Origin of the sequence: Bradyrhizobium sp., from assembly GCF_030697065.1 — a bacterium.
Classification (GTDB): Bacteria; Pseudomonadota; Alphaproteobacteria; order Rhizobiales; family Xanthobacteraceae; genus Bradyrhizobium.
The window spans coordinates 1-26,527 of record NZ_JAUYQU010000294.1; the positions used below are offsets into that span (position 1 = coordinate 1).

At 65.9% G+C, this 26,527-nt stretch carries 28 protein-coding genes and 2 tRNA genes; 7 read left to right on the top strand and 23 right to left on the bottom strand.

Translation table 11 applies throughout. The annotated features are described in order from the left end of the window. Nucleotides 1-138: 138 nt before the first annotated feature. Genes Q8R73_RS23160 through Q8R73_RS23175 form a run of 4 tightly spaced genes read right to left on the bottom strand, consistent with a single transcriptional unit; the run spans nt 139 to nt 3,254 of the window. Nucleotides 139-546 (bottom strand): thiol-disulfide oxidoreductase DCC family protein, encoded by a 408-nt coding sequence (locus Q8R73_RS23160; RefSeq protein ID WP_305721875.1) that lies wholly within the window; start codon nt 544-546, stop codon nt 139-141. Beyond that, nucleotides 543-1,877, bottom strand: coding sequence for an SDR family oxidoreductase (locus tag Q8R73_RS23165; RefSeq protein WP_305721876.1), 1,335 nt, complete (start codon nt 1,875-1,877; stop codon nt 543-545). Before Q8R73_RS23165 ends, Q8R73_RS23160 begins: the two co-directional genes overlap by 4 nt. Before the next feature lie 10 nt (nt 1,878-1,887). Beyond that, nucleotides 1,888-2,358, bottom strand: coding sequence for a DUF2269 domain-containing protein (locus Q8R73_RS23170; RefSeq protein WP_305721877.1), 471 nt, complete (start codon nt 2,356-2,358; stop codon nt 1,888-1,890). Next, the gene (locus Q8R73_RS23175; RefSeq protein WP_305721878.1) at nt 2,358-3,254 is read right to left on the bottom strand and encodes a S9 family peptidase; all 897 of its coding nucleotides are present in this window, start codon (nt 3,252-3,254) and stop codon (nt 2,358-2,360) included. Before Q8R73_RS23175 ends, Q8R73_RS23170 begins: the two co-directional genes overlap by 1 nt. 273 nt (nt 3,255-3,527) lie before the next feature. Between Q8R73_RS23175 and Q8R73_RS23180 the strand changes: the two genes are divergently transcribed. The 3 genes from Q8R73_RS23180 to Q8R73_RS23190 all read left to right on the top strand — a co-directional run bounded on the left by Q8R73_RS23180 (nt 3,528) and on the right by Q8R73_RS23190 (nt 6,203). Then, on the top strand, nt 3,528-4,037 hold the full coding sequence (locus tag Q8R73_RS23180) for a GNAT family N-acetyltransferase (protein ID WP_100384899.1): 510 nt from the start codon (nt 3,528-3,530) through the stop codon (nt 4,035-4,037). Between the two features lie 92 nt (nt 4,038-4,129). Further along, the gene (ppa, locus tag Q8R73_RS23185; protein ID WP_305721879.1) at nt 4,130-4,666 is read left to right on the top strand and encodes an inorganic diphosphatase; all 537 of its coding nucleotides are present in this window, start codon (nt 4,130-4,132) and stop codon (nt 4,664-4,666) included. Nucleotides 4,667-4,724: 58 nt separating this feature from the next. Then, nucleotides 4,725-6,203: a M20 family peptidase gene (locus Q8R73_RS23190; RefSeq protein ID WP_305721880.1), complete on the top strand. Its 1,479-nt coding sequence runs from the start codon at nt 4,725-4,727 to the stop codon at nt 6,201-6,203. Nucleotides 6,204-6,313: 110 nt separating this feature from the next. On the opposite strand, the gene folD is transcribed toward Q8R73_RS23190, so the two are convergent. Genes folD through Q8R73_RS23205 form a run of 3 tightly spaced genes read right to left on the bottom strand, consistent with a single transcriptional unit; the run spans nt 6,314 to nt 7,850 of the window. Further along, nucleotides 6,314-7,198: a bifunctional methylenetetrahydrofolate dehydrogenase/methenyltetrahydrofolate cyclohydrolase FolD gene (gene folD / locus Q8R73_RS23195; protein WP_305721881.1), complete on the bottom strand. Its 885-nt coding sequence runs from the start codon at nt 7,196-7,198 to the stop codon at nt 6,314-6,316. 18 nt (nt 7,199-7,216) lie between these two features. Then, nucleotides 7,217-7,537 (bottom strand): DUF167 domain-containing protein, encoded by a 321-nt coding sequence (locus Q8R73_RS23200; RefSeq protein ID WP_305721882.1) that lies wholly within the window; start codon nt 7,535-7,537, stop codon nt 7,217-7,219. Between the two features lie 22 nt (nt 7,538-7,559). Next, entirely contained in the window at nt 7,560-7,850 is a 291-nt protein-coding gene (locus Q8R73_RS23205) for a YggT family protein (RefSeq protein WP_305721883.1), read from the bottom strand. A gap of 184 nt (nt 7,851-8,034) precedes the next feature. On the opposite strand from Q8R73_RS23205, the gene Q8R73_RS23210 reads away from it, so the two are divergent. Continuing rightward, a tRNA-Ala gene (locus Q8R73_RS23210) sits at nt 8,035-8,110 on the top strand. 117 nt (nt 8,111-8,227) lie between these two features. On the opposite strand, the gene Q8R73_RS23215 is transcribed toward Q8R73_RS23210, so the two are convergent. The 8 genes from Q8R73_RS23215 to Q8R73_RS23250 all read right to left on the bottom strand — a co-directional run bounded on the left by Q8R73_RS23215 (nt 8,228) and on the right by Q8R73_RS23250 (nt 16,596). Continuing rightward, complete coding sequence (locus Q8R73_RS23215; protein ID WP_305721938.1) at nt 8,228-9,040, bottom strand: enoyl-CoA hydratase; 813 nt, start codon at nt 9,038-9,040, stop codon at nt 8,228-8,230. Between the two features lie 38 nt (nt 9,041-9,078). Further along, a complete protein-coding gene (locus Q8R73_RS23220; protein ID WP_305721884.1) occupies nt 9,079-9,591 on the bottom strand; it encodes a nuclear transport factor 2 family protein in 513 nt (170 codons plus the stop codon). Nucleotides 9,592-9,722: 131 nt separating this feature from the next. Beyond that, on the bottom strand, nt 9,723-10,523 hold the full coding sequence (locus tag Q8R73_RS23225; RefSeq protein ID WP_371126156.1) for a glutamine amidotransferase: 801 nt from the start codon (nt 10,521-10,523) through the stop codon (nt 9,723-9,725). A gap of 155 nt (nt 10,524-10,678) precedes the next feature. Then, on the bottom strand, nt 10,679-11,455 hold the full coding sequence (locus Q8R73_RS23230) for an SDR family oxidoreductase (protein WP_305721885.1): 777 nt from the start codon (nt 11,453-11,455) through the stop codon (nt 10,679-10,681). Between the two features lie 190 nt (nt 11,456-11,645). After that, nucleotides 11,646-12,149, bottom strand: coding sequence for a TerB family tellurite resistance protein (locus tag Q8R73_RS23235; protein ID WP_305721886.1), 504 nt, complete (start codon nt 12,147-12,149; stop codon nt 11,646-11,648). 143 nt (nt 12,150-12,292) lie between these two features. Beyond that, nucleotides 12,293-13,705, bottom strand: a complete 1,413-nt coding sequence (locus tag Q8R73_RS23240) for an adenylate/guanylate cyclase domain-containing protein (protein WP_305721887.1) — start codon at nt 13,703-13,705, stop codon at nt 12,293-12,295. Between the two features lie 24 nt (nt 13,706-13,729). Beyond that, a complete protein-coding gene (locus Q8R73_RS23245) occupies nt 13,730-15,118 on the bottom strand; it encodes a cytochrome P450 (protein WP_305721888.1) in 1,389 nt (462 codons plus the stop codon). A gap of 107 nt (nt 15,119-15,225) precedes the next feature. Beyond that, a complete protein-coding gene (locus Q8R73_RS23250; RefSeq protein ID WP_305721889.1) occupies nt 15,226-16,596 on the bottom strand; it encodes a hydrolase in 1,371 nt (456 codons plus the stop codon). A 143-nt stretch (nt 16,597-16,739) separates the two neighbouring features. Between Q8R73_RS23250 and Q8R73_RS23255 the strand changes: the two genes are divergently transcribed. Continuing rightward, nucleotides 16,740-18,425 carry an MFS transporter gene (locus Q8R73_RS23255; protein ID WP_305721890.1) on the top strand — a complete coding sequence of 562 codons (1,686 nt, stop codon included), beginning with the start codon at nt 16,740-16,742 and terminating at the stop codon, nt 18,423-18,425. 7 nt (nt 18,426-18,432) lie between these two features. Here Q8R73_RS23255 and Q8R73_RS23260 read toward each other — a convergent pair whose 3' ends face one another. Further along, on the bottom strand, nt 18,433-18,645 hold the full coding sequence (locus Q8R73_RS23260) for a hypothetical protein (protein ID WP_305721891.1): 213 nt from the start codon (nt 18,643-18,645) through the stop codon (nt 18,433-18,435). Between the two features lie 128 nt (nt 18,646-18,773). After that, complete coding sequence (locus tag Q8R73_RS23265; protein WP_305721892.1) at nt 18,774-19,052, bottom strand: hypothetical protein; 279 nt, start codon at nt 19,050-19,052, stop codon at nt 18,774-18,776. A 231-nt stretch (nt 19,053-19,283) separates the two neighbouring features. On the opposite strand from Q8R73_RS23265, the gene Q8R73_RS23270 reads away from it, so the two are divergent. Next, entirely contained in the window at nt 19,284-20,306 is a 1,023-nt protein-coding gene (locus Q8R73_RS23270) for a polysaccharide deacetylase family protein (RefSeq protein WP_305721893.1), read from the top strand. Between the two features lie 21 nt (nt 20,307-20,327). On the opposite strand, the gene Q8R73_RS23275 is transcribed toward Q8R73_RS23270, so the two are convergent. The 6 genes from Q8R73_RS23275 to Q8R73_RS23300 form a co-directional block, all read right to left on the bottom strand. Continuing rightward, nucleotides 20,328-20,573 carry a hypothetical protein gene (locus Q8R73_RS23275; RefSeq protein ID WP_305721894.1) on the bottom strand — a complete coding sequence of 82 codons (246 nt, stop codon included), beginning with the start codon at nt 20,571-20,573 and terminating at the stop codon, nt 20,328-20,330. Between the two features lie 225 nt (nt 20,574-20,798). Next, on the bottom strand, nt 20,799-21,164 hold the full coding sequence (locus Q8R73_RS23280) for a hypothetical protein (protein WP_305721895.1): 366 nt from the start codon (nt 21,162-21,164) through the stop codon (nt 20,799-20,801). A 137-nt stretch (nt 21,165-21,301) separates the two neighbouring features. Further along, nucleotides 21,302-21,377: transfer RNA gene (locus Q8R73_RS23285), tRNA-Thr, on the bottom strand. A gap of 101 nt (nt 21,378-21,478) precedes the next feature. Beyond that, a complete protein-coding gene (locus Q8R73_RS23290; protein WP_305721896.1) occupies nt 21,479-23,206 on the bottom strand; it encodes a heme biosynthesis protein HemY in 1,728 nt (575 codons plus the stop codon). A 40-nt stretch (nt 23,207-23,246) separates the two neighbouring features. Continuing rightward, nucleotides 23,247-24,416 (bottom strand): COG4223 family protein, encoded by a 1,170-nt coding sequence (locus Q8R73_RS23295; RefSeq protein WP_305721897.1) that lies wholly within the window; start codon nt 24,414-24,416, stop codon nt 23,247-23,249. A gap of 62 nt (nt 24,417-24,478) precedes the next feature. Continuing rightward, nucleotides 24,479-25,210, bottom strand: a complete 732-nt coding sequence (locus Q8R73_RS23300) for a uroporphyrinogen-III synthase (protein WP_305721898.1) — start codon at nt 25,208-25,210, stop codon at nt 24,479-24,481. Between the two features lie 145 nt (nt 25,211-25,355). Here Q8R73_RS23300 and tsaD point away from each other — a divergent pair, with 145 nt between their 5' ends. Then, nucleotides 25,356-26,429 carry a tRNA (adenosine(37)-N6)-threonylcarbamoyltransferase complex transferase subunit TsaD gene (gene tsaD, locus Q8R73_RS23305; RefSeq protein ID WP_305721899.1) on the top strand — a complete coding sequence of 358 codons (1,074 nt, stop codon included), beginning with the start codon at nt 25,356-25,358 and terminating at the stop codon, nt 26,427-26,429. The last annotated feature ends 98 nt before the right edge of the window (nt 26,430-26,527 follow it).

Genomic DNA, 26,527 nt, shown 5'->3' on the forward strand with positions numbered 1-26,527 from the left:
GGGCGGCGAAGGAGGCACTTGCGAAAACCTAGCCGTCATTGCGAGGAGCGAAGCAACGAAGCAATCCATTCTTTCTTTCCGTTGCACGGATGGATTGCTTCGCTACGCTCGCAATGACGATGGATGAGCCTGCGTGCCCTACTCGATCACCCTCGCCCGCATCTGCGCATCCGGCACGAAGCACGCCTCATACTTGCCGAAAATCCGGTAGCGATTGCGCGCGACGAGGCCGTACGCCGCGTCGCGCAGCGGCTTGGGCAGCGCGCCCAACACGCGTACCCAGTGCCATCCCGGCAGATTCGACAGTACCGTCAGCGCGGCGTCGGATTTGAAGTGTACCTCACCGCCATGGACCACCGCGTTGGTGTCGGGATCATCCGGGTTGATTCCAAAGGCCTGCGCCATCCGGGTGCCGTAACCGGACTGGATCGCGGTAAAGCGGAACCGCTTTTCGACGTCGCGCGCGGCGACGAAGCGGACCCAGCGCGAGCAGAAGACGCAGACGCCGTCATAGAGGATGATATCGTCGTCCGGCCATTGGCTCATCTGTTATCCAGCGTCAGCAGCGCCACTCCCATCAGCACGATGGCCGGCCCGGTCTTGACCAGCGCGCCGAGCGGCTCGATCCACAGGTCCGGCGTCAGGATCGCCGCCCCGGCCATGTAGCCGACCGAGGCGACGATGCCGGCGATCAAACCGGCGGCGCAACTGCGCCTGAATGCGATCAGGACGCCGATCGTCATATCCATCAGGCTGGTGAGAACCGTGACGGGCGCCACCAGCGCCGGGGGAAATCCGTGCGAGCGCAGGATGGCGGCGGCGGCATCATAGGACACCACCAGCGCGATGAAGCCCGACACGATCCAGAACACCACGAGGCTCGCGATCACCAGCGCCTTGATCAGGAACAGCCGCGCAAACCATTTGTCCTGGATGGTGGCGCCGCGCTGCCCAACCGCCTGCGCCAGGGCTTCCGGCACGATGCCGGTGGCTTGCATCCAGGCCGAGGGATCGCCGGACACGCCGCGACGCAATTCGGCGATCGCGGTCGTTCGCATCGGCGGCATCCAGCCGAGCAGGCTGGCGAGATCGCCGAGCCTGGCGCCCAAATCGAGCAGAATTCCCGGCAACGCAATGCGCTTCGTGCCGGCGGTCCCGAACGAACGACGGAACTGGTCGACGACACCGCCGAGCGTGACCGGCTGCGGCACCATCAGGTCCCAGGTCACGTTATTCGCCTCGGCGTTCGCCGGCTCACTACGGATATCGCGGCCGGCGAGCCAGGCGATGGTGGCGGCGATGTCCCCGGCCGCGACCGGCTGAAACGGCACATCCGATTCGGCCGCGGGCAGATCGACCGGAAACGCCGCCAGCGCGCGCAACATGGCGCTGCCACCATAGGCCGACGGCGCGATGACGAAACCCGGCCGCAGGATCGCATAGGGGATGCCGAACACCGCGATCAGCCGTTCGGCCTCGCGCTTGGTCTGGCTGAACGCCGTGCGATCCTCGTCGGCGGCGCCGGGAATCGATACCTGGACCAGACGGATCGCCCGGCGGCTGGCGCGGATCGCGCGCAGCAAGCGCTCGACGAAATCGCGATGCACCGCGCCGGTGTCGCTGCCGGGGCCGTCCTGCAGCACGCCAAGGCAATTGACGACGAGGTCGATGCCGTGATCGCGGATCAGATGCGTCAGCGCGGCCGTGTCCATCGACATGACAGGCATTTCCAGATCGAATGGGCCGGCGATCTGCGAGGCTGCGTACCGCCGCGCGATCCCGGTCACCTCAAAGCCCCGGATCCGCAGATCGTCGGTGACGAACCGCCCGATCAGGCCGGAGGCGCCGAGCACCAGGATTTTTTGCGTCTCGCTCATGCCGGCACCTCTAGAATTGCGGCTTGGCTATCATCAGCCAGAGAATCAGCATGACCGAACCGAACCCGGGAATGCCGAACAGGAACCAGCGGCGAAACAGCGTGTGGTAACGCGGCGGCAGCGGCTCGTCCCGCGCCTCGGCGGCCCGCGCCAGATCGCGCATTTCGACCTGCATGAAGATCACGGGAATCCAGAACAGCCCGGCCACCGCGTAGAGCCCGAGCGAACCGGCCAGCCACGGCTCGGCATAGGAGGTCGCGGACAGCAGCATCAACAGTGCTCCGGTGACGGGCTGCAGCAGCACCGCCGACGCCGTGAACAGCATATCGGCGATCACGACGGTGGAAGCCGTGCGCGCGATGAAGGCGGGATCGCCGCTGCGGTGGGCCATCAGCATGAAGAAGGCGATGCCGGTTCCGGTGCCGAGAATCACGATGGCGCCGAGCACGTGCAGGTATTTGAGCATGAAATACCAGGTCATCACTTTTTCGCCGCGGCCGGTGCGAGCGACTTGAGCGCCCGATTCAGTTCGGGACCTGCGATTTCGACGCCGGCTTCGGACTCCGCCAGCCAGTGCCCCTCGCTGCCGGATGGCGCCAGCACGTGGAAGCCGGCTTTGCCGCCGCTGCCGCGAAACGCCGCCGCCATTCGGCGCGACAGATCGGGCGAGAAATAAGTATCGTTCGCCGCCACCAGCCATGTCACCGGCACGCGCGCGGCCCTGCCGAACTCGGCGGCCGCCACCATCAGCATATGCGGCGCGCAAACCCTGTTCGGCTGGTCGTCGGCATGGCCGCCGCGACCGGGCGCAAAGGCAATGATGGCGGAGACGTCTTTCGGATTCCCGCCGGCCAGCGCCAGCGCACCCCAGCCGCCGGCGGAGTGCCCGACAATCACCAGCCCGTCCGGCCGTATGAAGGGCTGCTTGCGCATAAAGCCCGCCGCCGCCGCGATCGCATCCGCGGTGGCGCGCCCCGCGCGCGCATAGTCGGCGTTGTCGCAGCCGCCCTGATCCTCCAGATAGCGTCCGCCGGTGGCGCCATGACCGGGACGTTCCGGCACCAGCACGGCAAAACCGCGCGCCACCAGCCGGCCGGCCAGCGCGCGATATTCGGGTTGCGGCATCTGGGCGCGACGCAGGGCGTTCTGCGTCGAGGCATGTGCAATCACCGCCAGCCGAAACGGCCCGTCGCCGGGCGGACGAAACAGCAGCGCGCGCGCTGCGCCATCGATGGTCGGCGCGGGCACCAGCCATTGCTGCCTGCGATGCGGCTCGGCTTCCGCGCCTTTTGCGCCAAGGCTGACTTGCGCGAGCGCGTTCTGGCTACAGACCGCTCCGAGCACAACCAGGAAGAAACAGGCCTTGAGCGCTCGCATGAATTTGCCTGACGCGGGCCAGGGGGACAGCCCGGATTGCGGAACAGAATACCCGCGACGAATCAAATCCGCGGCATTTTCGTGAGCGTGGACGTCAGAACGGGCCGTTAGGAATCATTCGCAGCGTCAAATCCACCCAACAGGTGGCGTTCCCGAGGGCTTCTGTCCTTTTTCGATACAACCGCCGCCGTGACTGATGCAAAAAATCCACAGGTTAACCGATAATTAACGATAGACCTTGAAGCGGACGCGCTGACTTGCTTGGATAGCGACATGAGCACAACCCTGATCGAGGTTCGACCGGCCAAAGCTGCGGATGCAGCCGCGGTGGCGTCCACCCATGACGAAGCCTGGCGTTCGGCCTATCAGGGCATCATCCCCGGCGCCGAGCTGGAGAAGCTGATCAACCGCCGCGGCCCGCAATGGTGGGACAGCGCGATCCGCAAGGGCAGCCGCGTCAGCGTGCTGGTGTTCGGCGACAAGGTCGCGGGCTACGCCAATTACGGTCGCAACCGCGCCCGCAGTCTTCACTTCGAAGGCGAGATATACGAACTCTATTTGCGTCCGGAGTTTCAGGGTCTCGGCTTCGGCCGCCGGCTGTTCACTGCGGCGCGCCGCGACCTGTTGCAGAGCGGGCTGAAGAGCATGGTGATCTGGGCTCTCTCCGACAACGATCCGGCGACGGAGTTTTATCGCGCGCTCGGCGGCCGCATGGTTGCGCGCTCCTCGGAGAAGTTCGGGGCGAAGTCGCTCGACAAGGTCGCCTTCGCCTGGACCAACTGAGCTTCCCCGGACGTGTGAGACAAATCGAGGCTGGCTTCGGCCGGCGTCGCGTCCTAACCATGAGCTGACGTCTCACCCACGCGGAGCCCTTCATGCGCATTGACGCCATCTCGCTCGGAATCGACCCGCCGCGTATCGTCAACGTCATCATCGAAGTTCCCGTCGGCGGCGAGCCGATCAAATACGAGATGGACAAGGACGCCGGCACGCTCGTGGTCGACCGGTTTCTCTATACCGCCATGCGCTATCCCGGCAATTACGGCTTCATCCCGCATACGCTGTCGGGCGACGGCGACCCCTGCGATGTGCTGGTGGCCAACACCCGCGCCATCGTCCCCGGCGCGGTCATGAGCGTGCGGCCGGTCGGCGTGCTCCTGATGGAAGACGAGGCCGGCGGCGACGAAAAGATCATCGCGGTGCCGTCCTCGAAACTGACCCAGCGCTACGACAAGGTGAAGACCTACAGCGACCTGCCGGACATCACGCTGCAGCAGATCCAGCACTTCTTCGAGCATTACAAGGATCTGGAGCCCGGCAAATGGGTCAAGGTGGTGCGCTGGGGCGACGCCGCCGACGCGCACCGGCTGATCATCGAAGGCATGGAGCGAGCCCGGGCGAACGCGAAGTAGGTTCTCGCGTTCCTTTCGCGCTGCGCAGCGTCCGGGGAACGAGGAGTGGAGATCGCCCATGCGCCGGCTCATCAGAATAATCCGCAATATCCTGCTGCTCCTGATCGCAGCCATCGTCCTCCTCGCGGGCGTGCTGCTGTTCAATGTATTTTCGCATGGCTCGCGGCAGATCGAGGTCGCGGCGGTGCCGCGCGCGCCGGTCGACCAGGCTGCAACAACGCGGCTCTCCGAAGCGATCCGCTTTCAGACCATCTCCAATTTTCTCAATCCGGAGCAGGGTGCCGAGGCGCTGCGCGGACTGCGGACGCATATTGAAAAGAGCTTTCCGGCGTTTCATGCCGCGGCCAGGCGCGAACTGATCGGCGACCACAGCCTGCTCTACACGTGGCAGGGCACCGATCCCAGGGCGGCGCCGATCGCGCTGCTGGCGCATCAGGACGTGGTGCCGGTGGCGCCGGGCACCGAGAAGGACTGGCAGCACCCGCCGTTCGACGGCGTCATTGCCGACGGCTTCATCTGGGGCCGCGGATCGTGGGACGACAAGGGCAACCTCTATGCAATGCTGGAAGCGGCCGAGCAGATGGCCAAGCAGGGCTTTGCCCCGAAACGAACCGTCTACTTCGCGTTCGGCCATGACGAGGAAGTGGCCGGCACCAGGGGTGCAAAGGCCATCGCCGCCACGCTGGCCTCGCGCGGCATCAAACTCGACTTCCTGCTCGACGAAGGCCTGCTGATCACCGACGGCATCCTGAAGGGCCTCGACAGGCCCGCGGCGCTGATCGGCGTCGCTGAGAAGGGCTATGCGACGCTGGTGCTGACCGCGCAGGCGACGCCCGGCCATTCCTCGATGCCGCCGCGCCAGACCGCGATCGGCATGATGAGCGCCGCGCTGGCGCGGCTGGAAGACCATCGCCTGCCGATGCAGATTCGCGGCACCGTCTCGGAAATGTTCGACACCCTGGCGCCGGAAATGAGCGGCTTCAACCGGGTCGTGCTGTCGAACCTCTGGCTGTTCAAGCCGCTGTTGCTGCGCGAATTCGAAAAGACCGGCCCCACCGAGGCGATGACCCGCACCACCACGGCGCTGACGATCTTCAACGCCGGCGACAAGGATAACGTATTGCCCGGCAACGCGGCTGCGACCGTCAACTTCCGCCTGATCCCCGGCGACACCCAGGCCAGCGTGATCGACCATGTCCGCGCCACCGTCGGCAATGAACGCATCGCCGTCGCGCCGTTTCCCGGCAACACCGATCCACCGCCGGTGACCGGCACCGCGGGTCCGTCCTACCGCATGCTCAACCGCACCATCCGGGAGGTTTTTCCCGACGTGATCGTCGCCCCCGGCCTGATGGTGGCCGCGACCGACTCGCGCCACTTCACCGGCGTGACCGACACCATTTTCCGCTTCTCGCCGGTGCGCGCGACGTCGGAGGATCTAAAGCGGTTTCACGGCACCAACGAGCGACTGAGCGTCGAGGGCTATGCCGACATGATCCGGTTCTATCGACGGCTGATCGAGAACAGCGCGGGGTGACGACACAATCGTCATTCCGGGGCGATGCAACGCATCGAACCCGGAATCTCGAGCGACACTACCTCTGGATTCCGGGTTAGCCTCTTCGAGGCGCCACGGAATGACGGGGGTCACACCGCCGGCTTCGCAAGCCCGTGAATCGCGCAGGCCGCGCGCAGGGTGTTGACCAGCAGGCACGCCACCGTCATCTGGCCGACGCCGCCGGGCACCGGCGTGATCGCGCCGGCGACCTCGGATACTTCCTGAAAGGCGACGTCGCCGACCAGCCGGTCCTTGCCGTCAGGCCCCGGCAGCCGGTTGATACCGACGTCGATTACAGTGGCGCCGGGCTTGATCCAGTCGGCGCGCACCATCTCCGGCCTGCCGACGGCGGCATAAACCAGGTCGGCGCGGACGCAGAGTTGCGCCAGATCGCGCGAGCGCGAATGGGCGATCGTCACCGTGGCGTTTTCGTTGAGCAGCAACTGCACCAGCGGACGGCCGACCAGATTGGAGCGGCCGATCACGATGGCGTTCATGCCCTCGAGCGAGGCGTGCACGCTCTTGCTCAGGAGGATGCAGCCGAGCGGCGTGCAGGGCGACAACGCCGGCAACCCGCCAGCGAGGCGGCCGGCATTGTTCGGATGCAGCCCGTCGACATCCTTGGCGGGATCGATGGCGTTGATGATGGCTTCGGTATCGAGCGATTTCGGCAACGGCAGCTGCACCAGGATGCCGTGCACGCTGGAATCGCGATTGAGCTTGCCGATCAGCGCCAGCAATTCGATCTGCGCGACGTCGGCCGGCAGCACGTGCTCGAACGACGCCATGCCGGCGGCCTGGGTCTGCTTGTGCTTGCTGCGGACATAGACCTGGCTGGCGGGGTCGCTGCCGACCAGCACCACCGCGAGGCCGGGCGTCAGCCCGTGCGCACGCTGCAGCCGCGCCACCTCGTCGGCGACACGGGCGCGAAGCTCCGACGCAATGGCTTTTCCGTCGATGATGCGGGCTGTCATCTCGATCCTTCCGGTAGATCAGTCGGGCTTCGCCGCGGTCAGTTTTCGCAGGGCTTCGCCGAGTTTCGCCGGATCGCCGTCGACGGCAATCTGTTTGTGTCGGGACGTCGTTCCCGACAGGACCCTGACGCACCGCTTGGGCACCCCGAGCACCCTGGCGAGCAACTCCGTCACCGCGCGGTTGGCCTCGCCGCCCTCGGCGATGGCGCGGACCCGAACCTTGACCACGTTGCGGCCATTGGCCAGCGTCTCGACGCCGTCGATGTCATCGCGGCCGCCGCGCGGCGTGACGCGCATTGCGATGCTGACGCCCTCGGTGGAATAGCGCCAAGGGTCCATGGAACATCCACTACCGTCGCGATCAGACCACGTTGGGATAGATGTAGTAGGCAATCACCCGCTGGATGAACATGATGATCAGGATCAGGATGATCGGCGAGATATCGAGGCCGCCGAGACTCGGCATGAACCGCCGGATCGGCGCCAGTACCGGTTCGGTGATTCGGTACAGGAACTCGGCCACCGCCGCCACGAATTGGTTGCGCGTGTTCACGACGTTGAAGGCAATCAGCCAGGACAGGATGGCGGACGCGATCAGCAGCCAGACATAGAGATCGAGAACAATAATGATGATGTCGAGAACGGCTCGCATGGGGGATGAACTCGCGGGGTTTGCTGCCTGCTAGATATCGGTTCCTACCCTCGCAAACAAGGGAAGTTCCCGGCAAAAACTCCCGAAAATCAGCGATTTCACCGTTCTTGACTTGCCCTTGGCGCGGATTGTAAATGGCGCCAATTGCGGGCCGCCGGAACTCACCCTTTCGGCCGGTCGCGATGGGGCCATAGCTCAGCTGGGAGAGCGCGTCGTTCGCAATGACGAGGTCGGCGGTTCGATCCCGCCTGGCTCCACCACGCTTCGCCCTTCGGGCTACGCGTGGCGCAGCCACGCAAGGGCCTGAATGGCGAAGCGTGGTGCCCGGCGTAGCCCACTCCGGGCGAAGACGGGCTGCCGATGCCCGTGCTTTTCCTCTACTCCCCCGTGAACCTCGGCGGGCGCTTCTCCATGAAGCTCGCGACGCCTTCGCGGAAATCGCTGCCGCGCAGTGCGACAACCATTTCGCGGTTGGCGTCGATGGTGGCCTCGGCCAGGGTCTGGAACGGCACGTCGTAGAGCTGCCGCTTGATGACGGCGATCGCGCTCGGCGAGACGAAATCGGCGAGATCGCGGGCATAGGCGTAGGTCTGCTCGCGCAGCTGGTCGGGCGGGTACAGCCGGTTGACCAGACCGATGCGCAACGCCTCGTCACTTTGCACCCGGCGCGCGGACATCAGGAGATCCAGCGCATTGGCATGGCCGACGATACGCGGCAGCATCCAGCTGATGCCATGCTCCGCGATCAGCCCGCGGCGCGAGAACGCTGTCGTGAACACGGTGTTGTCGGCGGCAAAGCGCAGGTCGCAGTACAGCGCGTGCACCAGACCGATGCCCGCGGTGGCGCCGTTCAGCATGCCGATCACGGGTTTTGCGATCGACGGGTAATAGCCGTAGCGGCTCTGCCAGTCCGGCCGCCGGTTCATGTCGAACGGCGGCAGGCTCTGGGCCCGCTTGATGTCGTCGGGATCTAGCCCTTTCAGCGCATCCATATCGGCGCCGGCGCAGAACGCCCGCCCGGCACCGGTCAGCACGATGACGCGGACATCGTCGTCGGCCGCAGCAGTCTCCATGGCGTGGCGCACGTCGCGCTCCATGATCGGCGTCCACGCATTCATGCGGTCGGGCCGGTTCAAGGTGATGGTCGCGATCTTGTCGCTCACCTCGTAGAGGATGTGCTGATAGGTCACCGGATCGCTCACGACCGCGCGTTGTTGCTGAGACATATCTACAGATCTCCCTTTCTTGCGCGCGAGCCTGTTGGCCGCGCCAGATAATCGATGGTTTCCGGCCGATCCTTGAGCCAGCCGGTCCAGCGCTTGAAAACCTTTGCCATCCGGTCGGGCTCGACTCCGAGCTGCGCCATGGCGACGCCGCCATTGACGGATTCGCGATACTCGGCAATCAGGCCATCGCGGACCAGAAAACGGCTCATGCCGTCGATCACGACGCGCTGGCCCTTGAACTGCTCGATCTTCGACGTGAAGCTCGACAGCGACCAGGCATAGCCTTGCCTGCCGTCGAACACGGGATCGAACATCTCCCAGCGATAGTCGGCGGCATCGCGGTGAAACAGATCCTGCATCATGTGGGCAATGTCGGCGCGGCCCTGATGGGCGCCGTAGATATAATCGTAATAGATGCCGTCTTCGGTGAAATGCCTTGCGAAGCGCGCGCCGTCGCCGGATTCCGCCGACCGCGTGAAGTCGTCCAATAGCGCAGCGAAGTCGTCGCCGGTCATGCCGCCTCCCGATGCCCGCTGATTGAGCGCGGGCTTGAGGCGCCGACACTAGCACATCTGAGGATTTGGAAAGGTTACAGGAACGGACTCGAGGACCGCCGCACGGAATATCGCGGCGTTGTTTTGCCGCGCTATTCGGCGGCTTCCGACATCACCGAGCGCGGCATGCGCGTCAGCCAGTCGTCGAGAAATGCCTTCAACCAGGCGCGCTCGGTCACGTCATGCAGCGCGCGATCTTCGAAATGATGGTGGCGTGCCCGCGCGCCCGGGGCGTCCAGCCGGTCGTAGCCGCGCGTGGTCCAGCGATGCATCATCGCGTAGGTCACATCGGGATGAAACTGGAAGCCGAACGCGTGGCCCGACTGAAACGCCTGGATCGGGAAGTCGCCGCCCTCTGCCAGCAATTCGGCGCCGGCAGGGAGTTCGAATCCTTCGCGGTGCCAATGGTAGACATGATCCGGCCAGTGCGGGCAGAGCGCCAGCCCCGCCTGCGTGGGGCGGATCGGATAGTACCCGACCTCCGCGCGGCCTTCCGGATGCGGCGAGACCCGCGCGCCGAGTTGCATGGCGAGCATCTGTGCGCCCAGGCAAATGCCCAGAAACGGCCGCTGCTCCCGCAGCGGAACCGAAATCCAGTCGATTTCCCGGCGGACGAATTCATCGGGGTCATTGGCGCTCATCGGCCCGCCGAAGATCACCGCGCCGGCATGGTCATCGAGGGTTTCCGGCAGGGCATCGCCAAACCGCGGACGCCTGATATCCAGACGGTGACCGCGCGCCCGCAGCACATTGCCGACCCGGCCCGGCGTCGAGCACTCCTGGTGCAGGACGACCAGCACCGGCAGCAGGGATCCGGCCGACGACGACGCGGAGGACGCTGCCGCTCCACCGCGGAAGCGCAGCACATTTTCGCCGGGGATTTGTTTGCCCAAGCTTGCCTGGTCCAGGATTTGATCCGACTGAAGCATCGACTTTTTCTGTTCGGCGGCCATCAGGCCAGAGTCATACCTAAGTCGCCGTTAATTTCAGGTAAGTTCACGGGAAATATAAGCAAATTGCGGGCCAGAACGGCGCGCGACGCGGTTTCTCAGCGCTTCAGCTGCAACCGGCCGACGGCCGCCAGGATGAACCCGCGCGGAAACAGCCGGAGCAGGAAGGGCACGACCTTGACGCCGAGGCCGGGAATCACCGCCCGCTTGTTGGCCATCAGACCGCGATAGCCGGCCTGGGCGACGTCGGCCGGGGAGACATTCAGGATCGCCGAATCGAGTCCGGGCAGGAAACCGGCCCGGGCCTGGAATTCAGACGGTACGGGGCCCGGACAGAGCGCCGTGACCCGCACGCCACGCGGCGCCAGTTCGGCCCGCAACGCCTCGGTGAATGAGAGCACATAGGCCTTGGAGGCGTAATAGACGGCCATGCCGGGACCGGGCAGGAAGCCGGCAATCGAAGCGACGTTGAGGATGCCGCCGCGATGCAGGATCAGGGCGTCGGAAAACCGCAACGACAGTTCGGTGAGCGCCCGGATATTGACGGCGATCATGCCGAGCTGCTCGGCGCGGTCTCGCACGATCGCCCTGCCGAACATGCCGAAGCCCGCATTGTTGACGACGTATTCGACCTCGACGCCTTCGGCGGCCAGAATCGCGGCAATCCTGTCGCCGGCATCGGGCTGCTCGAGATCGCAGGAAATCACGATCGGCACGGCGCCGCCAGCGGCGACGATTTCGTCAGCCAGCTGCGCCAGGCGATCCGCGCGCCGCGCGACCAGCACGACGCGGTGGCCGTTCAATGCGAAAACGCGCGCCAGCTCGGTGCCTATGCCGGCCGAGGCACCGGTAATCAGCGTCACACGCTCGGTCACGATTCAATGCTCTTAATCTATGGCGGGATATGCGGCTAACACCCGGACGAGAGCACAAGCCTGAGGGGAGATGCAAGCCATCTGCAAGCATATCGGCACTTTCAAAGACACAATACTGGGAAGTGAGGTGCAGTTTTTCCGCGGCCCCACGCCCACCCAGCCGGATGCATCAACCTTCGCCAGCCGCGCGTCAGGGGGCAGCGTCCGCGACATCCGCGCCGCCCGCGACGGCCGCGCGCCGCCGTGCAGCGACACGGTGCTTGAGATCGACACGGTCGCGCGAGGATACGGCCAGTAGATCCGCTGCGCGCCAGACCACATTGTCCTCGAACTCGCTGACCTGGCCGTCGGCGTAAACCAGTTCCCACATCATTTCGACGATGCGGAGCCGGCCTTCCTCGTCCACCGTCCGCATGATGACGCTGGTGAAATGATAGAGATCGACCGCCTCGCCCTCGACCAGCGTGGCAGATGCGATCAGATGATCCGCCGCGCCGCGATCGAGCCCGAAGCGGCTTTCGATCAGACTGTGGAGCTTGCGCTTTTCCGCTTCGGTCGGCTCGCCGTCGATCGAAATGACGTGAACCAGCAGCGCCGTCGCCGCCAGACGATACCCGGTATCGTCGAACGCCCGATCCGCCAGCGCGGTGGGAGAAACAACGTCAGCAATGAATTGGCGCAGTCCGTCCAGCATTCGTCTTCCTACCGAAATCCAGGGGGGTTATCCGGGGCCAGTCGCCGCAAGCGGCTATTCCAAATATATGGTCGGAAAACCAACCCGCGCAATCCACGCCGGTTCCCGCCCTGCATTACGATTAGGCAATCTCTGGAGGCCGCTCAGGGTATTTCGTACACCACGATCTTGTCGGCGATGCCACGCAACGCCGCCTGTTTCTGGATCGGCGTGATCGCTTCCCGGCGCAGAATGGCCGCCACCGCCGGCGCATCATTGACCGGCCCGGTGATGTGCATTTCCTGCGCGGTCGACAGGCTCTGGACCCGGGCGGCGATGTTGACGGTCTGCCCGAAATAATCCTGCCGCTCGTTCAGCATGACGGCAAGGCATGGCCCTTCATGGATACCGATCTTGACCACCAGATCCCGGGTGCCGCGCTCGGCATTGAGTTCGTCCATGGCGGCGCGCATCCGCAAGCCCGCGACGATCGCGTGCTCCGGCCTGATGAAGGTCGCCATCACGGCGTCGCCGATCGTCTTCACCACGGCGCCCTTCTCAGAGGAAATGATCCCCAGCAGCGCATGAAAATGCGCGCGCACCAGATCAAACGCGGCGAGGTCGCCGACCCGCTCGTACAGCGCGGTCGAGCCCTTGAGGTCGGTGAACAGGAACGTCAGCGAGGTGATCTTGAGCCGCTGGTCGACATGGAGATTGTCGGCCTTGAAGACGTCGCGAAAGGTCTGGTTGGTCAGCATCCGCTTGGCTGTGAGGAACGGCTTGCGCTTGCCGATCAGATGATGGAGCGCTTCGGCGGCGATGAATACCGACGGCAGCACCCGAACACCGGCCTGGTTGTCGAGCGCAAGCCGCAAGGGACCGGGACGCATCGTGACGGTTGCGCCGGTCGGCGTCGCGTTCTTGTTGTAGAGCAGCGACAGTTGCTGGCGCTCCCTGGCCGGCTCGCCCTGGACGTCGATGAACTGGGCGGAGTGCGTCACCGGCTCGAACACGATGATGAATTGCGGCGGCAGTTGCAGCGACAACACCGCCTTCTCGCCGGCCGGCAATTCGAGCGCGTCCAGCACGACGTCATTCGACAACTCCGCGAACGATGCCTCGTTGAAGTCGACGCCGGAACTCCAGAATACCTGCTTGTAATATTCCCACAGCGGCAGCGTGTTCGGGTCGTGTGCCGCGATGCGCCGGACCCGGGGGCTGACGGTAAAGGCGACCTCGACCTGTTCATCGACCGAGGCCTCGTATCCGCAGGCGCATAATCCGCAATGATAGTCGTCATGGCGCAACGATTTCAGCGTCGAGTGGGCATCGAGCACGCCTCCGCACCCGGGACAAAGCACATTCCAGGTGAGATCGAACAGCCCGAGCCGCGAGGCATGCAGGAAGCCGGAGATCACGCGCTCTTCGTCGAGCCCGCTCCGCGCCGAAAAATCCAGCACGTTGATCCGGTTGAGCTGGTGGTCCTCGCCTTCTTCGATCAGCTCGCGAATCGCATCGGCCACCGCCGGATCGGCGGTCTGTTTCAGTACGGAGAACTGGGCCTCGGCGTCGCTCATATCCACTCCGGTCGACCGCGCCGGCTAGCGCGGCGTGATCCTGAACATCGGCGAGCTATCGGGCTGCGTCGTTACCACGCCGACCGGCATCACCGGCGTCTTGTCGATCAGTTCGACCTTGAACGCGCCGATCAGCCTGGCCAGCGCCAGGGTGGCCTCGACCAGCGCGAAATGCGCGCCGATGCAGACTCGGGCGCCGACGCCGAACGGCAAATAGGCAAAGCGATCGGGCGGCGGCGCCGGCGGCATGAAGCGGGAGGGAATGAAGGCGTTGGGATTGCGCCAGAGCTTTTCGTGCCGGTGCAGCAGCCACGGCGCGATCAGCACGACGTCGTTCTTCTTCACCGGCATGCCGCCGATGCTGTCGGCCGCTCCGGCTGCCCGTGCGATCAGAAATGCCGGCGGATAGAGCCGCATGGTTTCATCGATCACCGCGCGGGTAAATTTCAGCCGATCGAAATCGAGCGCGCCGCCCGCGGCCGCGGACTTCACCTCGGCGGCCAGCTGGTCCTGGGTGCCGGGATCGAGCGCCAGCAGATACAGCGACCAGAACAGGGCGGTGGCGGTGGTTTCGTGGCCGGCGAGAATCATCGTCGCCACCTGATCGCCGAGTTGCTCGTCGGTAAAGGCCTCGCCGGTCTCGGGATCGCGGGCGGCGTCCATCAGATCGAACAGGTCGCTCGGCGGCGCGCCTTCGTGCTTGCCGGCGGCGCGGCGTTCCGCCATCAGCATGGCCACGAATTGCGTCCAGCGCTTGCGGAAGCGGGCGCGGGCGAAATCCTGCGGGCTCGGCCAGCTCAGCGGCAACAACAGATCGAACACATGCGGCCGCGCCAGCCGCTCGCCATACTCCATCACGAAGTCGCGCAACGCCGCACCATGGCGGTCCATGCCGAACGAGAACATCGTGCGCCCGGCGATCTCGAGCGTCATGCGCTGCATCGCCTCGCGCAGATCGACCGGCGCGTTGCTGGCGTCCCGCAGTTTGGCAATGGTCTGATCGGTCGCCGTCACCATGTGCGGAATGAGCGGCATGACCGCGCGCGGCGTGAAGGCCGGCGCCAGCGTCCGGCGCTGATGCTTCCAGGCGCGGCCCTCTGCGATCAGCAGGCCTTCGCCGAGGATCGGACGCAGCACACGGATCGCGGCCGGTGTCCGCACATAATTCTCGTAATTGTCGACCAGCACATGCCGAATCGAGTCCGGAGTGTTGAGGATGAAGCTGGAGCGCCCGAACAGGCGGCCGCGGATGATGTCCTCTTCGTAAGCGCGCTGACCCCAGGCGCCGATCGCGCTGTTGCGCATCGCCATCACCCGACCGAAGGCGGTCATGCTGTCGGGCGCGCGTGGCGGCGCCGGCGGCACCAGCGGCGCACGCGTGACCGGCGGGTCCCAGGCTTCGGCTATGCTCACTTACGGCCTCGCAGTTCTCGGGGACGGATCTACCCGTCGGGCGTTGCTCATCAGGTCCTCAAATCCGGGCGCCATGAAGGCGCACGGACAGGGCCACCGCCCAACAGCTAGTAAGTCAGCTCGACGACCGCAATCCTGTTTTCGGAGGCCGGCCAGGCCCGGGCGACGATCCGCTCCTCGTTGAACTGCGCGACGACGGCGCGCCCGGCCTCCGCGGCCGGGAGCCGCAAGGTCGAGATCGAATCGGTCGGCACCCCGGATTTGACATCCGCCGGCTCCTTGCCGTCGAGCAGCACCACGTCGCGGGGAAGCCCGAAATATCCGCGCGGCCGTGACAGGATGACGACCGCGCCGGCTGCTGCGTCGGCAGGCCCCAGCGGGCGCGCGGCGCGCAGATGCACGATGTCGGAGGATCGCGGAAACGGCGAGCGGTAGAGATGCGTGGTGGTCGAGCCGGGCGAAGTGAGGACGATCTCGAGGTGCCAGGCGGGATCGACCTGCGCCGGGCCCCAGCGCCCGTCGGCGCCGGTCTGCGACGAATGGACCGGGCCGCCGATCCGTTCGCCGGTCTCGGGCAATACGCGATACACGTCGACCGAGGCGCCCGCCACCGGACGGTTGGTTGGAACGCCGCCCAGCGTGCCCGTCACCAGCCCGCTCAGTCTGACTTCGGCTTCCGGCGCAATCGCGATCCGGCTGGGTTCGCGGCCGGCGATGAATTTGTAGATCTCGCGGAAGGCACGCGGATGAAACGCCGTCTCGCGGTGGTCGACCGCACCGAGCACGAGATTGGTCGCGCCCTTGAGCGCCGGTCCGTCCGAGGTGATGCCCGTCGGCGTGCCCGGCTTGCCGACGAAACGGCCATCGGGCTGGGCAAACTTGTCGATGCCGTCACTGCGCAAGGTCAGGAACGCGGTGCCCGGCGTCACCTCGCTGTCGCCCTCGTTCAAGCCGCGCAGGAACGGACCACGGCCGTTGAACTCGCTGCCGGGCATATCGTCCCAATCGAACACGCCGTGGTTGGGCACGCCGCACAGCACCGCATGGCTGACATCGGCGCCGCCGCCGTTCCTGATGTAGTTGCGGATCGAATAGCCGCCGCGCGAATTGCCGACCAATGCGATGCGCGAAGCCCCGGTGCGGCGTAGCAATTCCTTGATCGCCGCGCCGAGTTCGCGGCGCTGGTCTTCGGTCGAGGAGCGGTTGGGCTGCGCCACCGCATCGTCGGATCGCGCCAGCGGATCGGTGAAATTGATCGCCAGCATCCGGTCGCGTGCAAGCCCGTTCGATTCCATCCGCCAGAGCGTGGTGATCCACAGCGCGGCGTGATCGCCATTGCCATGCACGAACAAAATCGGCGGAACCTGCGCCGCCGGAGCGGTGGTCGCCGTCTGCGCGAGGGCCGAAAGGCCGAAGGTCCCGGTCGCCAGGGTAACGGCGCTGGCGCCCTTCAATAACATCCGCCGCGACATGCTCATTAAATGGCCTCCCGTGATTTTCAGTCTTTAACCGCCTTATATGACCGCTGATAGCGGCCTAAACGCTGGACAGCCAAGGACTTTCGCAGGCATCACTGCAAAACGCAGGGAATCAGGGGCCGCGAGGCCGCTCGGAAGGGTCAATGAAGGAACCGCCGAAACGCTCGATGTTATCAGGGGATGGCGTTGCGGCCCCGCTGCGGCATGCGGTGTTCCGGCGGATCTGGCTCGCCAGCCTGCTCTCCAATCTCGGTCTCCTGATCCAGGGGGTCGGCGCCGCCTGGGCGATGACACAGATGACGTCGTCGGCCGACAAGGTCGCGCTGGTGCAGACCGCGCTGATGCTGCCCATCATGCTGATCTCGATGCCGGCCGGCGCCATCGCCGACATGTATGACCGTCGGGTCGTGGCGCTGGTCTCGCTGGCCATCGCGCTGACTGGCGCGACGGCGCTGGCCCTGATGGCATGGTATGATCTCGTGACGCCGAATATCCTGCTGGCGTTCTGTTTCGTCGTCGGCTGCGGCATGGCGCTGTTCGGACCGGCGTGGCAGTCCTCGGTCAGCGAGCAGGTACCGGCGGAGCATTTGCCGGCCGCCGTGGCGCTGAACGGGATCAGCTACAACATCGCGCGGAGCTTTGGACCGGCGATCGGCGGCGTCATCGTCGCAACGTCAGGCGCGGTCGCCGCCTTCGCCGCCAATGCGCTGCTTTATATTCCGCTGTTGATCGTGCTGTTTCTCTGGCGCCGCAACAGCGAGCCGTCACGGCTGCCGCGCGAACGGCTCAACCGCGCCATGGTGTCGGGCGTGCGCTACATCGCCAATTCGCCTTCGATCCGCATCGTGCTGACGCGCACCCTGGTGACCGGCATCATCGGCGGGTCGGTGATGGCGCTGATGCCGCTGATCGCCCGCGATCTCCTGGACGGCGGCGCGCAGACCTACGGCATCATGCTCGGCGCTTTCGGCATGGGCGCGGTGATCGGCGCGCTCAACATCGGCACCTTGCGCAAGCAAATGAGCGGCGAGGCCGCGATCCGCGCCTGCACGATTTCGATGGCGGGCGCCCTGGTGGCGGTGGCATTGAGCCGGCAGCCGGTGCTGACGGCGGCGGCACTGGTGGTGGCCGGCGCGGTCTGGATGGCAGCGGTGGCACTGTTCAACATCGGCGTCCAGCTCTCGGCACCGCGTTGGGTCGCCGGCCGCTCGCTGGCGGCGTTCCAGGCCTCGATCGCCGGCGGCATCGCGATCGGCAGCTGGGGCTGGGGCTACCTGACCGACCAGGCCGGCGTGCAGACCGCGCTGCTGGTTTCCGCTGGCATGATGCTGGTTTCACCCCTGCTCGGCCTGTGGCTGCGGATGCCGCCGGTGGGCGCGCGCAACGAGGATGCGGAGGTACTGGCCGACCCCGAGGTGCGGCTGTCGCTGACCGGCCGCAGCGGACCGCTGGTGGTCGAGATCGAGTACCGCGTCGATCAGGAAAGCGCCCGCGCCTTCCATAATGTGATGCAGGAAGTGCAGCTCAGCCGGCAGCGCAACGGCGCCTATGGCTGGTCGATCGCACGCGACATCGCCGATCCCGAATTGTGGACCGAACGCTATCACTGCCCGACCTGGCTGGACTATCTGCGTCAGCGCAACCGCTCCACCCAATCCGAGCGGGCGCTGCATCAGCGCGCGATGGATTTTCACCTCGGGCCCGACCCGGTGCGGGTACGCCGCATGCTGGAGCGGCCGTTCGGCTCGGTACGTTGGAAGGAAGATACGCCTGACCGCGCCACGGGCGAGGTGTTGCCGGTGACGACGGCCGCGGGCAGCGGCACGTAATCGTGGGCTATTGCCCGTGCCTGGTCAGCAGGGCCTGGCATGCCTTGCTGAGCCTGGCACGGTTTTGCTTCAGGCAGGCCAGCACGACCTGATCGCCTTCAGCAAGATAGGCCCGGCAAAAACGCGAGGCGTCGCGCGCGCAGACGTCCTGTCCCGCCTGCTGCGCGGACGCCGCGGAGGCCATCAGAACTAGCGGAATGATGCAAAGAAATCTGGTCATTGTTATTACGCCTACCCGGTCATGAACCAGGCGCGTTCTAATGCGCTCCAACCGGCGCCGCAATGTCTTTGCGGGCCTGTCATTCCGGGGTGGTCCGAAGGACCAGACCCGGAATGACGAGGAGAAGATTACTGAGCGGCGACCTTGTTCGATTTCTGCGCCAGGTCGCGGTCCATCACGGCCCGGCAGCCGGTGCTCAGGCTGGCGCGCTTCTTCATCATGCAGGCGGTGATCTTCGAGATGTTCGGGATCTCGTCGCTGCAGAGCCGGAAAGCGTCGCCGGTGCACATCTGCCGGGCTTCGGAGCTGTAGGCGAAGCTCTGGGTCGCCGACAGTGCGGAAAAAGAAACCGCGAAGGCCAGCACGATACCGGCTTGGCGGATGGTCCTGGTCAGGTAGGCGGTCATGGCAGGCTCCCTTTGGCCCGGCTCGGCGGGCCCGTTGTTGATGACCGGACAGTGCCTGAACGATAGCGGCGGCGCTGTGACGTCGGTCACACAGAGAAATCCACCCGGTTTTGCCTTCCTTCCTTCGGAAAATAATTTGGCCGGACCAGCCTTCGTTGGTGGGGCGTTAAGACCTCGTTTGCATTAATGCCGCCTGTACGGGTTGTGGTGAATTGTGTGGAAAGTGTAGCGATGCGTAATGCTTTTGGCCTGATGCTGGCGAGTGTTGTTTCGGCTGTCGTGATCGCCGCCGTGTGGTACTGGACCTCTGCACCCCGAGCAGATGCGGCCGCTCCTCCCCAAACCGTCGATGCCAGGAAGGCCGAGCCGCTTGCCGTCGCCGCCAGGCCGGCCGCACCGCGCGAGGACGTCGAGGTCACGGCGGCGCTTTCAGCGCCGGCTCCCGCCAGGCCTGCCGCACCGGTGCAGGCCAAATGCGCCAACCCCGATGCGCTCGGCGTCAGCCGTGTCGTCGTCGCCGACACCACGGGCGGACCCGGCTTCGGCTTCCAGCAATACAAGCAGCTCGACTTTCTCGCCGAGAAGGAAGTGGTGCTGACATTCGACGACGGTCCGTGGCCGACAACCCCGTCGGTGCTGAAGTCGCTGGCCGAGGAATGCACCAAGGCCACGTTCTTCCCGGTCGGCAAGCACTCCACCTATCATCCGGAGATTCTCAAGCAGGTCTACAACGCCGGTCACACGGTCGGCGCCCACACCTGGTCGCATGCTCATCTCGACAGCAAGAAGCTGACCGAAGCGCAGGTCAAGGAAGAGATCGAGAAGGGCTTTAGCGCGATCAAACTCGCGATCGGCGCCGCACCGGCGCCGTTCTTCCGCTTCCCGGGACTGCAGCACACCCAGGCTTCGAGGGAATATCTCGGCTCGCGCAACATCGCGATGTTCTCCACCGACGTCGATTCCTTCGACTACAAGTCCAGGGACGCCGCCCAGATCGTCAACACCGTGATGACCAGGCTCGACAAGGCCGGCAAGGGCATCATCCTGATGCACGACCTGCAGAAGCACACCGCGACCGCCTTGCCGGCGCTGCTGCGCCGTCTCAAGGACGGCGGCTACAAGGTCGTGCATATGAAAGCCAAGGTGCAGCTGGAGACGCTGGCCGAGTACGACGCGCTGCTGGTCAAGGACATGAAACTGCCGGCCGTCGCCAGCCGCCCGGTCAGCAGCGTGATCCAGACGGTGACGGAATAACCGTCCGCGGGACGCAGAGGCTCAGACTTTCTTGGCGCAGGCCGCTTTGCCTTTAACGGTATGCACCGAAGGCTGCGGCCGAGGCTTCGGTTGCGGCTCGCTGCTCGCACCGGCCAACGCCGGACGGCTCGCGCTGAGAAATTCTTGCCAGGCGACCTCGGACGACCAATTGACGTAGCGAACGGCCGCACCGGCAAGTGCGAGCAGAACCATGACCTGGACAAGGAGGATTCGGACAATCCCCAACCGGTCGATGGTGCGGTTCATTCTGCTCTGATCATCTATTGAAGGCACGGACGCCTCCCTCGTTCGGTTATGGACGGGTATTAGCTCGGCTACAGAATCCGGGTGTGAACTGCTTCACAGGTAACGATTAGTTCAAAAGCCTTGCTGCCTGCTCACGCGTGAGTGATGACGTCTGCACGGCAGCGGAAACCCGCGGCGCGCGTGCGCTCAACGGGTTTGTCGCTTCGCAATTCTGCGATTGGCGTATTACCAGTAGATGCCGTGGCGATTGAGCTCCCGGATCACCCGGGCTTCGGTCGATTCGCGCCTGCGCTTCGGCTTTTCTGCGCTTCCCATCCTGGTGGCTTTCCCGACGACGGGTTTTGTCGTCTCCGGCTTCGACGCTTCGGTCGCCGTCCCGATCGCCGCGGGCCGCGCGACATAAACAGGCGCTTCGCCGGCGGCCGGCGTCTGCACCGCCTTCGGCGCCTCGACCGCCTGCTGTTCGACGGGCCTGGCTTGCTCTGCTCCCGTCAGCTGATCGTTCGACGCCAGCGTCAGGCTTCGCGTTGGACCGGCCTGCGCGGTCGCGGACGCCAGCACCATGGCCGTGATCAAAATGAGTTTGCGCATGTGAAATCTCCCGTCATCCAACGTTGACGGGAGACTAGAACGAAGTGAGGTACGGCTCTGTGAGATGGGTCACGCAAAGCGTCACGCGAGAGGCTGCGACAACCGAGGTTCGAACTGACTTGAAACTCGGGAAAAACTGGTGCCGCAAACAGGACTCGAACCTGTGACCCCGTCATTACGAATGACGTGCTCTACCAACTGAGCTATTGCGGCGGACCAAGCGATGCGCTCAGGCAACGGCCTGAAAACGCTGGCCCCTGATATCGGGCAGGAGGCGTTTTTGCAAGAAAAACGCTCCCTCAAGACCGGCTAAATCAGCTGCCCCAGCGGGACAGAAACCCGCGCCAGCCGCCGGCCTGGCGCTCTGCGGGGCTCAATTGCTCGCGGAATTCATCGACCGCGCTGTCGTCGTCGATCCCGGGATCGTCCGGCGCCCGCACGATGGGGATGACCTGGGGAATGCCGGGCCGGCGGGTGCGGGGGATGTCCTGGCGGGAGCGGAACAGCGGCGCGGGCGCCGGGGCCACGGGTTCGGAAGGCGGCGGCGCGGACGCCGGTTCGGGCGCTGGTTCATGCTCCGCGGCAGCAGGCAATTCAGCGGTTTCAGCCGGTGCCGGGGAATTGTCCTGCGCGGCGGGCGGCGCGGCCTCCTCGGCAGCCTCCTCCACAGCAGGTTCCCGGGGCGGCTCGACGCGGCGCGGCGGCGCCAGCATCTCCTCTTCCAAAGCGAAGGCTTCGATGGCGGCGCTGCTGTCGGACGGCAATGCCGCCAGCGGCGTCTGCCATTGGAACGCATCCAGCCGCCCGGTCACCGGCGACACCGGGCGCCAGCGATCGCTGACATAGCCATCCGCGGTCCATACCGGGTCGTGCTGGGCTCGCACCGCGCGCAGGGTCCAGGCCCGCGCCCGGCCGCTGTCGCCATGCTCGACACGCTCGATCTCCGCCATCAGCAGCGCCACCCGCTGGGTCGGCGCCGCGGTGAACGGCTCCAGCACCTCGCGGGCGCGTCCGAATTCCGCGGCATCGATCGCGGCGCGCGCGATCGCCAGCGCCCCCTCGATATGGCCGGGGGCTTTCGCCGCCAGCGTCTCGATCCGCACCAGCCGCTGTCGCGCGGAATCGCCGAGCTTCACATGCGCATAGGCATCGGCGAGATCCGGATGCGGCTGTGCCAGCCACGCAGCCTCCACGATCCGCATCGATCGTCGGGTCTGATGCGCCTCGGTCTGATACTTGCTCGCCAGCACCGCGGCCGGCACCAGCGTCGGCGCCAGCTTGATCGCTTCCATGGCGCTGTCGCGCGACTTGTCGCGGTCGACCTTCTCCAGATCGAGCGCGCGCGCCGTCAGCAGCACGCCGCGCTGGCGCCGGTAGGTGGCCTTGTCGATCAGCCCGGAGGCGAGATTGTTGTCGAGGATGACAAGCGCGCCGTTCCAGTCGCCCTGTGCGCAGCGGAATCCGAGCAAGGCATGCGAGGCCCAGGTCGAGCCCGGCGCCAGCTTCAGCGCCTCCTCGGCGATCCCGACCGCGCCGACCGGATCGTCGGCGCGCTGCGCCTCGATGAACAGCCCGCGCAGGCCGAGCAGCCGGGTGTCCTCACGCTCCGCCATGGCATGGAAGGCGCGCTGCGCGCCTTCGCGGTCGCCGTCGAGCTGGGCGGATTGCGCGTGCAGCAGCAGCGTCAGCGGATCGTGCCCGGCATCGCGCCGCGCGACATCGGCATGCCGCCGCGCCGCGGTGGAATCGCCGTGGCCGATTGCCAGCAGTCCTTGCGTGATCGCCTGGCGGCCCCGCGCCCGGCGCCGCTCGCGCCGCCGCTGCCTGAGCCGCTCCGGCGTATGCCACAGCCCGCGCAGCAGCGCCCACACCAGCATGATCGCGACCATGGCGACACCAAGCGCCAGCGCGAACACCGGCACCGACGTCTGGACGCGCCAGCCGCCCCAGTTCAGCGCGACATCGCCGCCCTGATCGGCAACCCATGCCGCTCCGGCCGCTGCGAGCGCTATCAACACCAGGTACAGAATGATCCGATACATGAAGGTCCTGTGGGGCTTATGGGCTGGCTTATCGAGCGGCTTATTGAACCGGCTTGGCGAGCGTCGCCATCGCATCGGCAGCGAATTGGCGGGAGGCCGCGAGCGCGGCATCGCGGGCATCGGCCTTGTCGAGCCAGACCTGCGCCGCGGCGCGATCGGCCGGCGCCAGCGTCTTCAATTCGCGCCGCGCCTCGGCGAAATCGTTGCGCAGCGCCGCCGCCGTGACCCGCGCGACGATCGCGCCGCGATCGCTGCCGGTGGCGTCGCTGCGTTCGATCCGCACGAGTTTAGCGGCACCCGCCTGCAGCCGGTCGACGATGCCGGAACCCGTCGTCGAAGTGTCCGGCGCCGGCGGCGACAGTTTCGGCACCAGCGTCAGCAATTCGCGGCACAGGCTGTTGGCGCTCGGTACACCGGAAGCCGCGAAGCCTTCGAGCGGCTTCAACATATCCGGATTCGGTACCAGAGTTTTCGCGGCACTGATCGCCGCGGGATAGGGATCGCCGGTTCGAACGAGAACGTCGAGCAGGGCGGCGGCCACGATGCGGCGCAGGAGCAGATCGTCGGCTGGCCTGGCGATTTCCTTGCTGATCTCGGCGCCCTGCGCCCGGGCGGTGCGTTCGAGCTGGGCGATGCGTTCGTTGATCGCGGACAGATCCGGTGGCGGCGGAGGCGCCTCGCGCGGCGCCGATTTCGCTTCATCGATCGCGGCAGCCAGTTTGTCCGATTGCGCGCGCTGGGCGGCGAGTTCGTCGCGCAGCGCGGCCAGCGATTTTTCCAGGGCTTCGGCGCGCGCGGGGGCGGCGGCATCGGGCGCGGCGGCGGCGGGCTGGCTGAGCCTGGACTCCATACCGGCGAGGCGAGCGGCAAGATCATCGACGGCGGCGGAACTGATCAGGGAATTGACCTGAGGAGCGGGAACTGTCGGCGCCGTCGCCGCCGGCCAACCCGCGAACCAGGCGGCGCCAAGCAGCAGCGCGGCGGCACTGGCTCCGGAAACCGCAGCAATGATGGCAGCGGAAATTGCGCCGGTCGAAGCCCGCGGCGGTGCGGGTTCCGGGTCGGGTTCCGCGCCGGCGGCAGCATTTTGGGTGTCGTTCGGGGTATCGGCGGAAACCTCGGTCGCCTCGAGGTCGATGGTGGGCGGCTCGCGCCTGGCGCGGCCGGTCTCGGGCGATGCTCCGGTAGCTTCAGGCCTGTCATCGACCATCAGGACGGTTCCTCATCAATTGCGGCGAACGTACGGGATTCGGCATCGTCTTCTTACCGCGATCAGGCCCGCAAAGCACGCTCAAGCGCCTCCAACAGGGCATTTTCATCCGGCGTTGCCGCCACCACGACCTGCGTGGCCCCGGCCTCGCGGAGCACGGCAGCCACAGCGGTGGAGATGCAACATTGCGGAATCGACAACGCCGAGATTTCGACGCCTCCCGCCCGCGCCGCATCCAGAAAGGCGCGGGCGCTGCGGCGCGAATAATGCAGCACCGCCTCGATCCGGCTGGCGGCGAAGGCGTCGCAGACCTCGCGCGGCAGGCTCGCCACCGCAACCATCCGGTAGGTGGTGTGGGTGACGACCCGCAGCCCGCTTTCGCCGAGTTCGGCGGCGAGATCCCGGGCCAGATCGGCACCGGCCAGATAAAGCAGCGTCGACGCCTTGTTCAGTTCCTTCGCCTTCACCCTTGCCATCACGAGATCGCGCAGGCCCGCGGCGTCGCCACTGGTCGGCATTACATGGGTGAAACCGGCCCGGCGGGCGGCGCTGGCGGTATGCTCGCCGACCGCAAACAGCGGCAATTCGAGCAGCCGGTGGCTCTTGAGTTCGATGCCGCGCAACGCATTGGCGCTGGTGACGAGCACCGCGCCGTAGCGCGCGTCGAGGTCCTCCTGGAACGCAACCGGCTCGAACCGCAGCATCGGCGCCAGCAGCGCCTCGAATCCCCGGGCGCGAAGTGCGGCGGCAGTGGACTCATCGTCGGGATGTGGGCGGGTAACGAGAACAGCCATGCGTCGTGTTTCTGTTTCGAGTTTCCTGGCATCGGTTCGGTAACAGCGGACGATTGCACTTCGAGACCTCGCGGTGCTACGCGAGGATAGGCAAACGCCGCTTTGGCCGATAGCGCAAGGGCTCAAATTGGGTAACGACTCGTCAATGCTGGTGCTGGGGATCGAGACCACCTGCGATGAAACCGCAGCCGCCGTGATCGAGCGGCTGGGCGACGGATCGGGGCGCATTCTGTCCAATATTGTGCGCTCGCAGACCGAGGAACATGCAAGGTTCGGCGGCGTGGTGCCCGAGATCGCGGCGCGCGCCCATGTCGACCTGCTCGACGGCATCGTCGACAGCGCCATGAAGCAGGCGGGGGTCGGCTACGCGCAGCTTGCGGCGGTCGCCGCCGCCGCCGGGCCCGGCCTGATCGGCGGCGTGATCGTCGGCCTCACCACCGCGAAAGCCATCGCGATGGTGCACAATACGCCGCTGATCGCGGTCAACCATCTCGAGGCTCACGCACTAACGCCGCGGCTGACCTGCGCGCTGGCGTTTCCCTATTGCCTGTTTCTCGCCTCCGGCGGCCACACCCAGATCGTCGCCGTGATCGGCGTCGGCAATTATGTCCGGCTCGGCACCACCGTCGACGACGCCATGGGCGAGGCGTTCGATAAAGTCGCAAAAATGCTCTCGCTGCCCTATCCGGGCGGGCCGGAGGTGGAGCGCGCCGCTGTGGGCGGCGATGCCAAACGGTTTGCATTGCCGCGGCCGATGCTCGGACGCGCCGATGCGAATTTTTCGCTGTCGGGATTGAAGACCGCGGTTCGCAACGAGGCCAGCCGGCTGGTGCCGCTGGAGCCACAGGACATCCGCGATCTCTGCGCCGGCTTTCAGGCGGCGGTGCTGGAATCGACCGCGGACCGGTTGAGCGTCGGTCTGCGGCTGTTTCACGAACGATTCGGCCCGCCGCGCGCGCTGGTCGCCGCCGGCGGCGTCGCCGCCAACCAGGCGATCCGCGGCGCGCTGCAGGATGTCGCGGCCAAAGCGCAGACCACGCTGATCATTCCGCCGCCGGCGCTATGCACCGACAATGGCGCGATGATCGCCTGGGCCGGCGCGGAGCGGCTGGCGCTCGGCATGGTCGACAGCATGGACGCCGCACCCCGCGCCCGCTGGCTGCTCGACGCCAATGCCACGGCGCCCGCCGGATATGGCAAAACCCGCGCAAGTTTCTGAAGCAAGAGATCCGGTGCCCGGGCGCGGCGCAGCGCCATCTGCAGGCCAATATATAAAATATCGAAAACAACCCCATGCATTGAAAGCACAACCGTATC